This is a genomic window from Serratia sp. PL7 (genome assembly GCF_945957435.1).
This window is the reverse complement of sequence record NZ_CAMFLB010000012.1, coordinates 93,528-107,530: the sequence shown is the minus strand read 5'-3', so window position 1 is coordinate 107,530 and position 14,003 is coordinate 93,528. Positions and strand designations below refer to the sequence as shown.

The 14,003-nt window shown below is 57.6% G+C and carries 14 protein-coding genes; 7 read left to right on the top strand and 7 right to left on the bottom strand.

The window, feature by feature from the left end; all coding sequences use genetic code 11:
* Positions 1-19 precede the first annotated feature (19 nt).
* Positions 20-1,285 (bottom strand): MFS transporter, encoded by a 1,266-nt coding sequence (locus N6G83_RS33830; RefSeq protein WP_049206126.1) that lies wholly within the window; start codon positions 1,283-1,285, stop codon positions 20-22.
* A gap of 669 nt (positions 1,286-1,954) precedes the next feature.
* Between N6G83_RS33830 and N6G83_RS33825 the strand changes: the two genes are divergently transcribed.
* Entirely contained in the window at positions 1,955-2,872 is a 918-nt protein-coding gene (locus N6G83_RS33825; RefSeq protein ID WP_025304096.1) for a TIGR03571 family LLM class oxidoreductase, read from the top strand.
* Between the two features lie 158 nt (positions 2,873-3,030).
* A complete protein-coding gene (locus N6G83_RS33820; RefSeq protein WP_049296182.1) occupies positions 3,031-3,462 on the top strand; it encodes a VOC family protein in 432 nt (143 codons plus the stop codon).
* 6 nt (positions 3,463-3,468) lie between these two features.
* Here the strand turns inward: N6G83_RS33820 and N6G83_RS33815 are convergent, their stop codons facing one another.
* Entirely contained in the window at positions 3,469-5,013 is a 1,545-nt protein-coding gene (locus N6G83_RS33815) for a BCCT family transporter (protein ID WP_197825313.1), read from the bottom strand.
* 158 nt (positions 5,014-5,171) lie between these two features.
* On the opposite strand from N6G83_RS33815, the gene betI reads away from it, so the two are divergent.
* Complete coding sequence (gene betI / locus N6G83_RS33810; protein WP_025304099.1) at positions 5,172-5,768, top strand: transcriptional regulator BetI; 597 nt, start codon at positions 5,172-5,174, stop codon at positions 5,766-5,768.
* A gap of 9 nt (positions 5,769-5,777) precedes the next feature.
* Here betI and N6G83_RS33805 read toward each other — a convergent pair whose 3' ends face one another.
* Complete coding sequence (locus N6G83_RS33805) at positions 5,778-7,547, bottom strand: ABCB family ABC transporter ATP-binding protein/permease (protein ID WP_260516162.1); 1,770 nt, start codon at positions 7,545-7,547, stop codon at positions 5,778-5,780.
* A gap of 182 nt (positions 7,548-7,729) precedes the next feature.
* On the opposite strand from N6G83_RS33805, the gene N6G83_RS33800 reads away from it, so the two are divergent.
* Positions 7,730-8,587 (top strand): GyrI-like domain-containing protein, encoded by an 858-nt coding sequence (locus N6G83_RS33800; protein ID WP_197825314.1) that lies wholly within the window; start codon positions 7,730-7,732, stop codon positions 8,585-8,587.
* Positions 8,588-8,621: 34 nt separating this feature from the next.
* Here the strand turns inward: N6G83_RS33800 and actS are convergent, their stop codons facing one another.
* Positions 8,622-9,371, bottom strand: a complete 750-nt coding sequence (actS, locus tag N6G83_RS33795; RefSeq protein WP_049206129.1) for an amidase activator ActS — start codon at positions 9,369-9,371, stop codon at positions 8,622-8,624.
* Between the two features lie 188 nt (positions 9,372-9,559).
* Complete coding sequence (gene ycaC, locus N6G83_RS33790) at positions 9,560-10,189, bottom strand: isochorismate family cysteine hydrolase YcaC (RefSeq protein WP_025304103.1); 630 nt, start codon at positions 10,187-10,189, stop codon at positions 9,560-9,562.
* Between the two features lie 189 nt (positions 10,190-10,378).
* Between ycaC and N6G83_RS33785 the strand changes: the two genes are divergently transcribed.
* From N6G83_RS33785 to N6G83_RS33775, 3 genes are all read left to right on the top strand, one after another.
* On the top strand, positions 10,379-11,245 hold the full coding sequence (locus N6G83_RS33785) for a LysR substrate-binding domain-containing protein (RefSeq protein WP_158523427.1): 867 nt from the start codon (positions 10,379-10,381) through the stop codon (positions 11,243-11,245).
* 127 nt (positions 11,246-11,372) lie between these two features.
* The gene (locus N6G83_RS33780) at positions 11,373-11,942 is read left to right on the top strand and encodes an HdeD family acid-resistance protein (protein ID WP_043142563.1); all 570 of its coding nucleotides are present in this window, start codon (positions 11,373-11,375) and stop codon (positions 11,940-11,942) included.
* Positions 11,943-12,077: 135 nt separating this feature from the next.
* Positions 12,078-12,416 carry a hypothetical protein gene (locus N6G83_RS33775; RefSeq protein WP_025304105.1) on the top strand — a complete coding sequence of 113 codons (339 nt, stop codon included), beginning with the start codon at positions 12,078-12,080 and terminating at the stop codon, positions 12,414-12,416.
* A gap of 173 nt (positions 12,417-12,589) precedes the next feature.
* Here N6G83_RS33775 and N6G83_RS33770 read toward each other — a convergent pair whose 3' ends face one another.
* Both N6G83_RS33770 and N6G83_RS33765 read right to left on the bottom strand, forming a co-directional pair.
* On the bottom strand, positions 12,590-13,198 hold the full coding sequence (locus N6G83_RS33770; RefSeq protein ID WP_043142565.1) for an OmpA family protein: 609 nt from the start codon (positions 13,196-13,198) through the stop codon (positions 12,590-12,592).
* Between the two features lie 3 nt (positions 13,199-13,201).
* The gene (locus N6G83_RS33765; protein ID WP_004931717.1) at positions 13,202-13,678 is read right to left on the bottom strand and encodes a hypothetical protein; all 477 of its coding nucleotides are present in this window, start codon (positions 13,676-13,678) and stop codon (positions 13,202-13,204) included.
* Positions 13,679-14,003: the final 325 nt, after the last annotated feature.

Below are 14,003 nucleotides of genomic sequence, written 5' to 3'. Positions count from 1 at the left end.
TGAATGGGATAAAACCGTCTTACACGTCGGCGACGCTCGCCGGTTTCACCGTTCTGCGGCTCACCACCGCGGGTGCAGTTTCATCGAGAAAACAGCTCAGTACGCCGGCGCAGACCGCGCCGGCAGCCGCCAGCCACATCACGCTGACCAGGCCATAGCGATCGGCGATCAGCCCGGCGATAAACGGCGCCAGGCAGCCGCCAATCACCTCGCCGATCCCCATCACCAGCCCTAATGCGGTGGCAATACGGGCTGGCGATACCGTTTCAGACGGGATGGTGGCCATAAACAGCGTGAAGCAGCCGAGGCCGGTATAAGACAGGAACACCAGCACGCCCAGCAGCCACGGGTTGTCGACGTAGCTCAGGAACAGCGGGCAGCACACCGCCAGCAGCGAAAAGAAAATCAGCGTCGGTTTGCGCCCAAGGCGATCGGAGATCGCCGGTACCGCCACGCCCCAGAAGACCCAGGCGGCGCCGATGGCGCTCATGATGCCGCCCATCGTGCCTTCACCGAAGCCACGGTCGGTCACCAAAAAGTTAGGGGTGAAGGTAATGATGATCATGAACCAGGTGACGAACACGCAGGAAATCAGAATGCACAGCGCCACGTTCTTGATTTTGAACAGCTCGCCGTAAGCGGCTTTGCCCGCCGCCTTACCGGTCGCCGGCGCGGCGATAAAGGCGGGATCTTTTTTGCCGTTCACATGGCGATAGATCAACCACGCCAGAATGATGCCCGGCACGGCGGTCAGGTGAAACGCCATGCTCCAGCCCCACTTCTGCGCCAGATAGATGATCAGCGGCGGCGCGATAATGCCGCCCAGCAGCCCCGGCGCCGCGCCCTGGATCAATCCCATGTTGAAACCGCGGCGCTGCGGCTGCGATTTTTCCACCATCAACGATTGCGCGATCGGCAAAACCGGCCCTTCGGCGATCCCCATCAGCGCCCGGAAGATCAATAGCATGGCAAACCCGCTGACCAATCCCGACAACGCGGAGAACAGCGAAAACACCAGGATCGACAGGATCAGCATCGGTTTGCGGATATTAAAGCGATCGGCTATCGCCCCCAGCCCCGCGCCAGACAGCGCCCAAGTCAATGCCAGCACCGCCGACAGCGTGCCGAGATGCACGTTGCTGAGCTTGAGGTCGGCGGCAATCATCGGAAACAGAAACGAGATGGTCAGACGATCGACGAACACGCAGCCGAAGACGAAAAACAAAATAATCAGCAACCGGTTCTCTTCACTTAATGCGCGGCGAGGCCCTGGCGATGTATTCATAGCGTCATTTGTCCATAAGTTAACTTATGAATGGCGACCCGCCATGGCATAAGTGTATTAAGCGCTCGGCCAAGAGAAACATTGGCCCTCCGTCACGACAACAACTCATTAACATATTAATGACATAAAATTATCGCAAGCCGGCGGTCTGTCAACCGGCGCTTTCTTAGAGACGAATGAAGTTTTTATCCGGTACTATTTTAAAATAGAATTATCACAATCAGATATTTTATCACTTTGTTTTTACAGACAATAAAATAATAACGGGTATTTTCCCGCGGTTAAAAACGCCTATTTTCACGCCATCTGTGAATAATCTCACCATTAACTCTTCAGGTTTATTAATTTGTCATCCCCTTTCAGTTAACGATAGGCAGCATTCGGATTCGTTTTTATCTATTGAATCATTTCGTTTTATTTTATTACCGCACAACAAAATAACTCTTACGAGGGAAAGGCTATTGGCAGGGTTACATCATTTAATCTGGACAATAACAAAAGCGCAGAGCGTGACGTAAATCACGGCAATCATGCCGTATCCTGCAAAGTAATTATGCTCGCAACAGCAATTATCTATTGCGATTAGGGCTGTTTATCTCAATTAAGCGCCATGCAACACTTCGTGCCATCGTTCGACACCGCGCCGCAAGGCCAGAGACGGAGTGACACATGAGCATCGAAAAACTAACCCGGGAGCCGCTTTCCATCGGCATCGAGTTGCCGCTGGACAACGATTGGTCCACCAGCGGGCAGCTGAAACGCCAGCAGGATGGGCGACCGTTCGGCGTGCCGGACATGAGCGAACACGCTGCGCGCATCAAGCTGGCCGATGAGCTCGGCTTTCGCGCCGCCTGGGTTCGCGACGTGCCGCTGTACGATCCGGACTTCGGCGACGCCGCGCAGGTGTTTGAGACCTTTACCTACCTCGGCTACCTGTCCAGCCTGACGCGCAATATTCTGCTGGGCACCGCGGCCGTGGTGCTGCCGCTGCGCCAGCCGTGGCTGGTACGCAAAGCGGCTTCCACGCTGCAAACGCTGAGCGGCGATCGTCTGCTGCTCGGCGTCGCCAGCGGCGATCGCCCTGTGGAATACCCGCTGTTCGGCGCCGATTACGCCGCGCGCGGTGAACGCTTTCGCACCAGCGTCGGCATTCTCAAAGGGGAAGCCGACAGCGCGCTCCAGCCTGGATTGCGCCTGCTGCCGGCCACGCCGCCGCCGCCGCTGCTGGTCGCCGGGCTGGCGCAACAAACGCCTGAGTGGGTGGGAAAAAATATGGATGGCTGGCTGTCGTATCCCGGCACGCCTGCGGACCACGTTTCGCGGGTCAAACTCTGGCGTAACGTGGCCGGTGACAAACCCTACGTCAGCTTTATTCATCTCGACCTCACAGATAACGCCGACGCGCCGATTCAGCGCCATCGCTTCGGCATCAAGAGCGGCCGCAATGGGTTGATTCAGGAACTGAGCGCCATGCGTGACGCCGGGGTCAACCACATCGGCCTGCATTTCCGCCGCAACCAGCGGCCGCTGGAAGAGACGATGCAGGAGATCGGCCAACTGGTGTTACCGGAATTCCATCGCGCCTGACGCCCGCTTTAGCCCGCTATTCCGACCTGAGCTGGTCTTTGCCCCGTTACCGGGGCTTTTTTATTTCCGCCGCTGCTAGTTCATAACAACTCAGTCTAATCCCTGCGGCCAAACGGCGGCATGATGACGGGGAAACGAGCCACCATGAGGAATGAGCAATGACGGCAAAACTGACAGAAGCGGGCTTTTGGCGCAAAACCGCCGACTCTTCATCGCTGCGCGAGCCGCGCGTGCTGATCCGGGTCTACGTCGACGAAGGCGAGATTGACCGCGCCATCGCGTTTTACGAGCAGCTGCACGGCGTGGAAGCGGATATGCGTTTCGACTTTCCCGAGCATCGGTTGGTGCTGGCAGCGGTAGGACCGTTTCTGATCCTGGAAGGCGCGGAAGAAAACCTGCGCCCTTTTCGCAGCACCGTCGGCACGCTGCTGGTCGATGACATTTACCCTTACCACCAGCGGCTGCTGGCGTCCGGAGCCGAGATCTTCTTCGGCCCGGTGGAAGTGCCCACCGGCGCCTGTTTCAATGCGCGCCTGCCGGACGGCACGATTGTCGAGTACGTGCATCATCGGCCGCGCGCGGACGAATAAACCGCCTCAGGGGATCGCCGGCGTCATGGCGTAACCGCGCAGATCCTTGCGCAGGCTGACCATGTACAGCACGATCACCGCCGAGAACGGCAGGCCGCACAGCACCACCGCGGTTTGCATCGCGCTGAAACTGCCGGCGTACAGCAACCCGGCGCACACCAGCGTGGTGACCGCCGCCCAGAACACTCGCAGCCAGGCCGGCGCGTCATCGTGCGCGGAACCGCCCTGGCAGGAGAGGTTAGCTATCATCAGCGTGCCGGAGTCGACCGGCGTCAGGAACAGCACAAAGCTTATCACCACCACGAAACCGGCGGTCAGCTGGGTATAGGGCAGGTATTCGAACAGCTTGAACACCGCCATCGGCGGATCGCTTTGCGCTACCTGCCCCAGGATCGCCTGCCCGCCTTCCAGCACCAGGCTGATGGCAGTATTGCCGAAGATCGACAGCCACGCCAGCGTGAACCCGAGCGGGATCAGCAACACGCCGAAGATCAGTTCACGGATGGTGCGGCCTTTGGAAATGCGTGCGATAAACAGCCCGACGAACGGCGCCCACGCCACCCACCAGGCCCAATAAAACAGCGTCCAGGCACCCTGCCATTGGCGCGCCTTGCCGTACAGATACATATCAAAGCTGCGGCTGACGAGCGAGGTCAGATAATCCCCGAGGTTCTGCAACATGCCGTTGAGCAGGTTCAGCGTCGGGCCAGCCAGAAACACGAACAGCAGCAGCAGGCACAAGAAGCCGACGTTGATGTTCGACAGCATGGCAATGCCCTTCTCGACGCCGGTGACCGCCGCCAGCGTGGCCACCACCATCATCACCACGATCAGCGCCAGCAGTACGCCGGTGCTTTGCGGGATGTCGAACAGGTAAAACAGCCCCGAGTTCACCAGCAGCGCGCCGATCCCCAGGTTGGTCACCATCGAGATAACCGTCACCAGAATGCCGAAGCTGTCCACCAGATGGCCGACGCCACCGTGGATACGCTCGCCGAAGATCGGGTACAGCGCCGAACGCAGCGCCAGCGGCAAACCGCGACAATAGGCGAAATAGGCGAGCGCGGTGGCGATCAACGCATACAGCGCCCAACCGTGCAGCCCCCAGTGTAAAAAGGTCAGCGCCATCGCCTGCCGCGCCGCCTGTACGCTGCCGCCGCTGCCTTCCGGTGGCGACAGGAAGTGATCCAGCGGCTCATAGGCGCCGTAATACACCAGCGCAATACCGATGCCCGACGAGAACAGCATCGCCACCCAGGAGGGGTAGCTGAACTGCGGCGGCTCGTCATCCTGGCTCAGGCGAATATGGCCAAAGCGCGACAGCGCCAGCCAGAACACGAACGCCATGCAGGCGACCATCAGCAGCATGTAATACCAGCCGAACACATCGGCCACCCAGCTTTGCGCGACATTCAACCACTGTTTGCTGTCGGCGGGAAACAGCACAATCAGCGATCCCAGCAGCAGGATCACTGCCGCTGAACCGAAAAATACCGGGACATTTAATCTGACAGGTTCTTCGTCAAGCGATGGGGGAGTTTTCATTGTCATTGGCAGGCTTCCATGATGCGAAAGACAGACGATTTAAATGCAACCTTCAGTTAACATCTTATCGTCATTTATTTGACATTTTCGCAGCATATAGAGTATTGATTGACCGTTCAATCAATCAAATTCAAAGTGTGATTTGCCTATCAGTTGGGGAAAATATGTACCGCAGAGACATTCCTGAGCAGCGCAAGGAGCAGCTGATTAATGCCGCCTTCGAAACCATCAGCGTGGTGGGGCTGGCCGGCGTCACCCTCTCTCAGGTGGCGAAAGAGGCCGGGCTGTCGACCGGCATCGTCAGCCACTATTTTGGCGATAAAGAAGGATTGTTGAGCGCGACCATGCGCAAGATCCTGCGCGATCTGCGCGACGCGGTGGCCGAGTGCCGCGCTCAGGCGGCAAGCGACAGCCAGTCGCAGCTGTGCGCCATCATTCAGGGCAACTTCCACCCCAGCCAAACCAACGCTATTTCCATGCGCGCCTGGCTCGACTTCTGGGCCGCCAGCATGCACCAGCCGGTGCTGCGCCGCCTACAGCGCGCCAACGATCGGCGGCTCTATTCCAATATTTGCAGCCAGTTCCGCCGCGAGCTGCCGCTGCAGCAGGCGCGCGACGCGGCGCGCGGGCTGGCGGCGATGATCGATGGGCTTTGGCTGCGCGGTAGCCTGGCCGGGGATGACACCGATCTGCAGCAGGATTACCGCATCGCCTGCGACTACGTGATACAACGGCTCAGGGCCGCGCCATCGGCGGAGTGAACGGCAGCGTCAGCGCGGTTCCTGCTCTTCGCTGTACTGGGTTTGCCACATGGCAGCGTAGCGGCCGTTCGCCGCCAACAGCGCCTCATGCCCCCCGCGCTCGACGATCTCCCCCGCCTCCAGCACGATGATCTCATCGGCATCCACCACGGTGGAGAGCCGGTGGGCGATCACCAGCGTGGTGTGGTTGCGGCTCACCTCGCGCAGATGCCCCTGGATTTCGCGCTCGGTCTGGGTATCCAGCGCGCTGGTCGCCTCGTCGAACACCAGGATGGCCGGATTTTTCAGGATGGTGCGCGCGATCGCCACCCGCTGCTTTTCACCGCCCGACAGCTTCAGCCCGCGCTCGCCCACCCGGGTGTCGTAACCGTCTGGCAGACCGACGATAAAATCATGGATATGCGCCAGCCGCGCCGCCCGCTCGATTTCTTCATCGCTGGAGCCGGTTTTGCCGTAACCGATGTTATAGCGCAGCGTATCGTTGAACAACACCGTATCCTGCGGCACGATGCCGATCGCCTGACGCAGGCTGGCCTGCGTCAGCTGGCGAATGTCCTGGCCGTCGAGGGTAATGATGCCGCCCTGCACGTCGTAGAAGCGGAACAACAGACGCGACAGCGTGGACTTGCCCGCGCCGGAGGCGCCGACCACCGCCACCGTGTGGCCTGCCGGAATGGTAAAACTCACCTGCTTGAGGATTGGTCGGCGCGTGTCGTAACCGAAGCTGACCGCGTCGAACCGCACTTCGCCGCGATCGAGGCGCAGCGGCTGCGCATCCGGGCTATCGACGATCTCACGCTTCTCCTGCAGCAGATCGAACATATTCTCCATGTCGATCAGCGCCTGGCGCACCTCGGAATAAATAAAGCCGAAGAAGTTCAGCGGCTGATACAGCTGCAGCAGGTAGGCGTTGACCAGCACGAAGTCGCCGACCGTCATCGTCCCCTGGGTAATGCCCTGCGCCGCCATGGCCATCATCACGATCAGCCCGATCGAGATAATGGCGGTTTGCCCCAGGTTGATCGCGGTAAAACTGAATTGGTTCTTGATGGCGGCGTATTCGTACAGCCGCCGCGACAGATCGAAACGCTCGGCCTCGAACTCTTCATTGCCGAAGTACTTCACGGTCTCATAGTTCAGCAGGCTGTCGATGGATTTGCTGTTGGCGTCGGCGTTGGCCTTGTTGAGCTCGCGGCGAAAACGGGTGCGCCAGCTCACCGCCAGCACGGTGAACAGAATGTAGCAGCCGACCGTCGTCAGGATCGCCAGCGCAAACCAGCCGTTCAGCATATGCCACATGATTGCCGTGACCAGCGTCAGTTCGAACAGGATCGGCACGATGGAGAACAGCAGCCGCGACAGCACCGTGGACACCGCCTGGGTGCCGCGCTCGATGGATAGCGACAGCCCGCCGGTCTGACGCTCCAGATGGAAGCGCAGGCTCAGCGCATGCAGCTGGCGAAATACCCGCACGCCCAGCAGGCGCGTGGCGTTCTGGCTGACGTGGATAAACATCACGTTGCGCAGCTCCTCAAACAGCGCACCGCCCACCCGCGCCACGCCGTAGGCGATAATCAGCCCCAGCGGCACCGCCAGCATTTTCGCCGTCTCGCCGCTCAGCGCATCGACCATTGCTTTGTAGGCCAGCGGCACCAGCGTGGTGCTGACCTTAGCCGCCACCATAAACACGAAGGCCACCACCAGATACCCCCGCAGGCGCGGGTTGTCTTTCGGCCACAGGTAGGGCAGCAGGAATTTCAGCAAACGGGAACGATCCATCATGTAATATTCATCTTCTCGGTCGTGCTCGCGGCGCACGGCCGCGTGGGGGGTTATGAGTTTGGCCTGGCCGACGGCGAATGCCGCAGCCATTCCGTTTTCCTGCGGTGGCAACTCAGCATCATCCGTCAGGAGAAGCAGCAGCGACTCGGGCAAAGTTCAGGCATGGAGGAGACAATCACATGACCCAGACGTATGCAAAGCGCTTTGCGCAGGTCTTTGACTATATCGACCGCCACCTGGACGAGGCGCTTACCGTCGACACGCTGAGCGAAGTGGCCCATTTTTCGCGCTTTCACTTTCAACGCCAGTTTAGCGCGTATTGCGGCATCTCGGTGTGGCGTTATATCCAGTGGATGAGGCTTAAACGCGCCTCTTACCGCCTGGCGTATAACCCGCTGGAGCCGGTGATTGACATCGCGCTGGACGCCGGTTTTCAAAACCCGGAGTCCTTCAGCCGCGCCTTCAAACAGGCGTTCAGCCAAACGCCGAGCCAGTTTCGCAAACAGCCGGCCTGGATCGATTGGCAGCAGCGCTTTCCCGAGCCGAAACACAAAAGGAAACAACCCATGAAGGTAGACATTGTCGATTTCCCTGCCACCCCGGTGGCGATGATCGAACATAGCGGCCCGCCCGCGCTGGTCAACGAAACCGCCGCACGCTTTATCGAGTGGCGCAAAACCAGCGGCCTGTCGCCGGTCAGAAGCAGCCGCACTTACGGCATCGCCCCGCACGATCCGGCCATCACCGAAGCGCAGGACTTCCACTTCTTCATTTGCGGCGAGATCACGGCGCCGATCCCGGAGGAAAACGCCTTTGGCGTGGTGAACGGCACGCTGCCGGCCGGGCGCTGCGCGGTGCTGCGCCATCACGGCTCGCTGGATGGGCTCTCGGAAAGTGCCCACTATCTGTACCGCGAGTGGTTGCCGGCCAGCGGCGAGGAGCTGCGTGACTTTCCGCTCTATTTCCACTACCACAACTTCGTGCACGAGGTGGCGGAATATGAACTGGTGACCGATCTTTATCTGCCACTGAAATAGCTGACATCCGGCCCCGTAAGGGGCCGGATTAATGTTAACAGGACGGCGACGATCCCTGCGGCGGCAGATAGCGCTGTGGATCGAGCGCGGTGGCGCGGTAGCGGATCTGGAAATGCAGGAACACCGAATCGGTGCCGGTGCTGCCCATGGTGCCAATCTTCTGCCCCGCTTTCACATCCTGGCCGTTGCGCACCAGCGTGGTGTCGTTGTGCGCGTAGGCGGTAATAAAGTCTTCGCCGTGCTTAATCATGATCAGGTTGCCGTAGCCGCGCAGTTGGTTGCCGACGTACACCACTTTGCCCTTGGCGGAAGCATAGATCGGCTGGCCGCGTTTACCGGCGATGTCGATGCCCTTGTTGCCGCCATCGGCATTGGAGTACGCCTGCACGATCCGACCGCTGGTTGGCCAGCGCCAGCAACGTGCGGCGCCCGGCGGTGGCGTTTGCTTGGCGATAGCGGAGGAAGACGTTTTACGGCGCGTGGCGGCGGTTTTGGTCGGTGCGCCGCCGCTCAGCCGCAGCTTTTGCCCCACTTCCAGGCTATAAGGCGGGCGTATCTTGTTGATTCTGGCCAGATCGCTGACTTCGCTGTCGGTGATCCAGGCGATGTAGTACAGCGTATCGCCCCGTTTGACGGTGTAAGACTTGCCGGTGTAGCTGCCCTTCGGCAGTTTGTCGTAGTCACGGTTGTAGGTATTTTTACCCGAACACCCGGCCAACAATAGCCCCAATGTCAGACACACCGCGATGCGGCGCCACCTCGCCAGCTTGCTTCCTGTGCTCAAATCCTGTCCCCAATCGTCTTTTCGGTTCTGATACGCGTCAGCCGCACAGTGTAACATTTGCGCCGGGTCAGTCAAAAAGCGGGAAAGAGGCAACTATCGGAAAACAACTGGCACGGAGGCCGCTGCGGCACGATCGGCGGGAGGAAAAATGGCGCCATAAGGCGCCAAATCATGCAGCGATGCCGGGGTTACTGTTTACCTGAGGTCAGCAAACTGAAGCTGGTCATCAGATTGCGATAGTCAGGGATATGTTGAGAGAACAGGTTCCCCAACCCTTCGATATCATTTCGCCAATCGCGGTGCAATTCGCACGCCGCGCCAAACCAACTCATCAGCTGCGCGCCGGCCTGGGACATGCGATCCCAAGCCGCATCGCGCGTAATCGCATTGAACGTGCCGGATGCGTCGGTGATGACGAAAACCTCATACCCCTCTTCCAACGCAGAGAGCGCAGGAAACGCCACGCAAACCTCGGTCACCACGCCGGCGATGATCAGTTGTTTCTTGCCCGTGGCCTTTACCGCCTTGACGAAATCTTCATTATCCCAGGCATTGATATTGCCGGGACGAGCAATATAGGGGGCGTCAGGGAACGTTTGCTTTAGCTCTGGCACCAAAGGGCCGTTCGGTCCGTTTTCAAAACTCGTGGTCAGTATCGTCGGTAAATTGAAGTATTTAGCCAGATCGGCCAGCGCCAAAACATTATTTTTGAATTTATCCGGATCCTGATCTCTAACCAGGGACAGTAGCCCCGTCTGATGATCGACTAATAACACGGCGGCCTGTGCCTTATCTAATCGGTTATATTTAAAAGTCATTCCCTTCTCCTTTATCATCAAAATCATCAAATTCCGATCGCCCCATGCATTCCAAGCATGTAGCATGCTTTCAAACGCTCCGACATCAGGCTAGCAATGAACCAGCCGGGTAAATAGAACGATTATTGGGAATGAGTATCTCACCACTGGGAAGGTCAACTTTATATGATAGATTTCAATGAGATGGTTATGTTTGCCAGAGTAGTTGAATGCGGTGGATTTCTTTCCGCCAGTAAGAAGTTTGGTATACCCAAATCGACGCTATCAAGACGAATATCCAATTTGGAAAAAAGGCTCAATGTCAGACTTATTCAGCGTTCAACGCGAAACCTCATGGTCACCGATATAGGAAAAGAATATTATCAGTACTGCCTGCAGATGATTAGCACCGCAGAGAAAGCGGAATGCCTCATTATTAACAAAAGCGAAAAACCCACTGGAAAAATAAAACTAACCTGCTCAAACATTCTCCTGGATCTTGGCCTAACGGAAGTCCTGGCGAAATTCATGCTGCAATACCCCAAGGTCAATTTGCATGTAAAAATATTTAATCGCAACGTGGATATTATTTCTGAAGGGTATGACCTCTCATTAAAACTCATCGCCGATGAGCCCAAAAACAGCAACTTGGTGATGCGTCGAATTTGCGCTGTGCCCACCGCATTTATGGTCGCCCCCTCTGCAACTATTCAGTACCAAAGTATCAATACGCCCGAAGATCTCTCCAGTTTGCCAACGGTCGGGTGGTTATCGACCCATCTTCAGGCCGCCTGGACGTTTCAACAAGCCGATCGCGAAGTCAAAATAAACAACGAGTCGCGCATGGTGTGCGATGACATTCGCCTGATCAAGGAATCGATCGTAAAAGGCGTCGGTGTGGGCTGCCTGCCGCTGAAATTAGCCCGCCAGGAACTGCTCGACGGCAGCCTGAAAACGCTGCTCGACGACTGGACATTGGAACAACACAAGATTGTCGCGTTTTACCCTTCCAGACAAGGACTCCCCCCTTCGGTAAGGGCGCTGATTGATTTCATCGTTGATGAACTGGCCGAATAACACGCCGCTACCAAGCATAAACGCCACGCCGGATTTACCGCAGTGATTAAAAAGTGACTACTATAATAGAGCGCTCGGAAAAATAGAGTGCCCCCGAGGATCGCAACAAAGAGAATGGAGCTGTAACATGCTAAACCTTGATCGCAATAATCTGCCCCTCCTGAGCGAAGAACTGCTCAAAAAGCAACGCACCACCCTGCTGATCATCGCCTTCCTGCTGCTGGCGGGCGGTATAGTGTGCCTGGTTAATCCTTTCGCCTCCGGCGCGGCGCTGAGCATCGTGGTCGGCGTCCTGCTGCTGTTGAGCGGCGCCGGGCTGATTATCGCCATGATCGCCAACCGAGCGCAGAATACTTGGCCGATGATCGGCGGCATTCTGCTGGGTGTGGCCTACCTGATTATCGGCTATGTGTTCATCACCAGCCCGCTGGCGGGCATTCTGGCGCTGGCAGTGTACCTCGCCGTGCTGTTCGCGCTCGGCGGCATCGCCCGCCTGGCGGCTGGCTATATGCGCCGCGGATTGCCGGGCAACTGGCTGCAGTTCGTTATCGGCGTGCTCGATTTGATCATCGCCTGGATGCTGATCGGTTCAGGCCCGGCGGCGTCGGTCACGCTGGTGACGGCGATCGTCGGCATCGAGATGCTGGTCAGTTCCTTTGCGCTGTTCCAGGCGGCGAATCTGTTTAAACGCGCCTGACTCTACCGGCCCGCCATCGCGGGCCTCATCGCTTTCGTTGCTTCCAGACAAAACAAGGCGATACCCCCTCGGCTTGTCCGTGGTTATCTTCATCGGTAAGTGCCAATATAGGCGCAGACAAGGGAGCTGAAACCGATGACAACCCATTCCAACCCGTTGAACTCGCGGGAAGTCTGCCTGCAATTACGCCATTTTAATCAGGTAATCGGGCAACAATGCCGCAATATGGCGCGCCAAAAAACCACCTGCCCGTGCTGCCTGACGGACATCGCCACCGGCTGCGACGCCGGTATCAAACTGTGTGGACAGCAGTTGGCCAAACCCAACCCGCAAACCCCGTTATTCCGGCAGATTCGCAACTTGCTGCTCGATCTGCGCGCAGAAGCGATAGGAGTTCACAGAATAGACGTCCTGAACCGCACCAATAACGAAATATCCTGGCTGTTGCGCGAGCTGTATTTCGAGACGTTCTGACCCCGCATTTTGTCGGGGTCGCTAAAGCGAAAGCCGAAAGTGGGATACAGGCTTTTGGCGACGCGATTATGTTCATCAATCATTAACGTCACCGGCTCCACGCCCTACAAGCAGTCAGCAGGAGAGCCCGTTTAAAAGCGGCTCTGGCAAAAGAAACGTCCACCGACGCGGGGTTAACCGGCGGCAGCGGTTTTCGGCAACACGAAGTCAACCCGCCGATTCTTGGCCCGGCCCGTCGGCGTGTCGTTGGAAGCCACCGGTTCAGCCTCCCCTTTTCCCCGTTCACTCAGACGAGATTTTTCTACCCCATGTGCGATCAGCCAAACAGCCACCGCACGTGCGCGTCGCAGCGACAGATCCTGATTATATTTATCGCTGCCCACCGCATCGGTGTGCCCCTCGATCACCACGTTCCCTACCGGTTCGGCCGCGATAAATTGCGCCACCTGTTGCAGCGCAGGCTCCGCTTTAGCAGCAATCGCATCGCTGTCGAAAGCGAACAGCACATCGCTGCGCATCGATAACGTTACGGCATTTTTGCTGTCTCTGACGGAAATGTCGGCGGATTGTTTAGCCAAATCCGCTGCCTTACTCTGCAGATCAAGGACGCCGGCATTCAGCCCCGAAGGCAAACCAACCAAATCCAGCCGGGTGGCCTTAAGATCGAGTATCACCGGTTTCCCCACGGATGCCGGCTCTCCGCTGTCAGCCCATGAACCCAATGACACCAACCCAAAGGCTAACATCCCACCCACACAGGCGGCTTTCCTGAGGCCGTTCATCGCTCAACGATCCGTAATGGCTATCGGCCCGAGCGGCTCGACGTTGGCGATCGTCAGGTACACCTCTTTCACATCAGGTGGAGGCGCAGGGAAGCTGCCAAACCAGGTGGCGACATAGGGAATGCCTGAACTTGAGCTGAATGACACGCTGGGAGAGGCCAGTGGGACATTATTGCTATCGGTAAGCAGCAGGTATTTTTTATTACCCACCAGAATATAGAAGGATTTCTCAAGGCTGCTTTTATCCAGACTGCTATACAAGCCTTGCCCATTAAGGTTGTCTTTCAACCCTTTGAAACGCACTTTGATGGTCAGGATTTCACCGTGGCGCACGGCCTCGGTCACTTGCGCTTCGGCTACGCCGCTGCTGACGATCCCGGTAGCCAACGGTGTCACGGGGGGATCTTCCGCGAAGGCCATGCCGGGGAACATTATCGACGCAAACAGGCAGGAAATGACGAATTTTCTGACATGCTGCATGATCGGAGTCCTTATTCAGGGGGAATTGAAGATTCTTCTTTCAACAACCAGGCAATGCCACTGCGGTCACTCTGTCCCGGAATTATAGTAAAGCACCTCATATTCATGAGAGTTATCCCTGAAAGCGTAACCTTGGTCACGTTATGCTTGCGCATGAATTCTCCCCCCGTTAGCGCTTATTTTGCTGAATGACCCGCTTCATACCGGCATTCCCTTTCGCTCATCCTCTCTACCGTTCACCCCACTTTACGACCGCCGTCACACCTCGCCACCGCCAAATTGCGTTGGTTATAGGGTCGTCTACAATTCAATCGAATTACCCCCT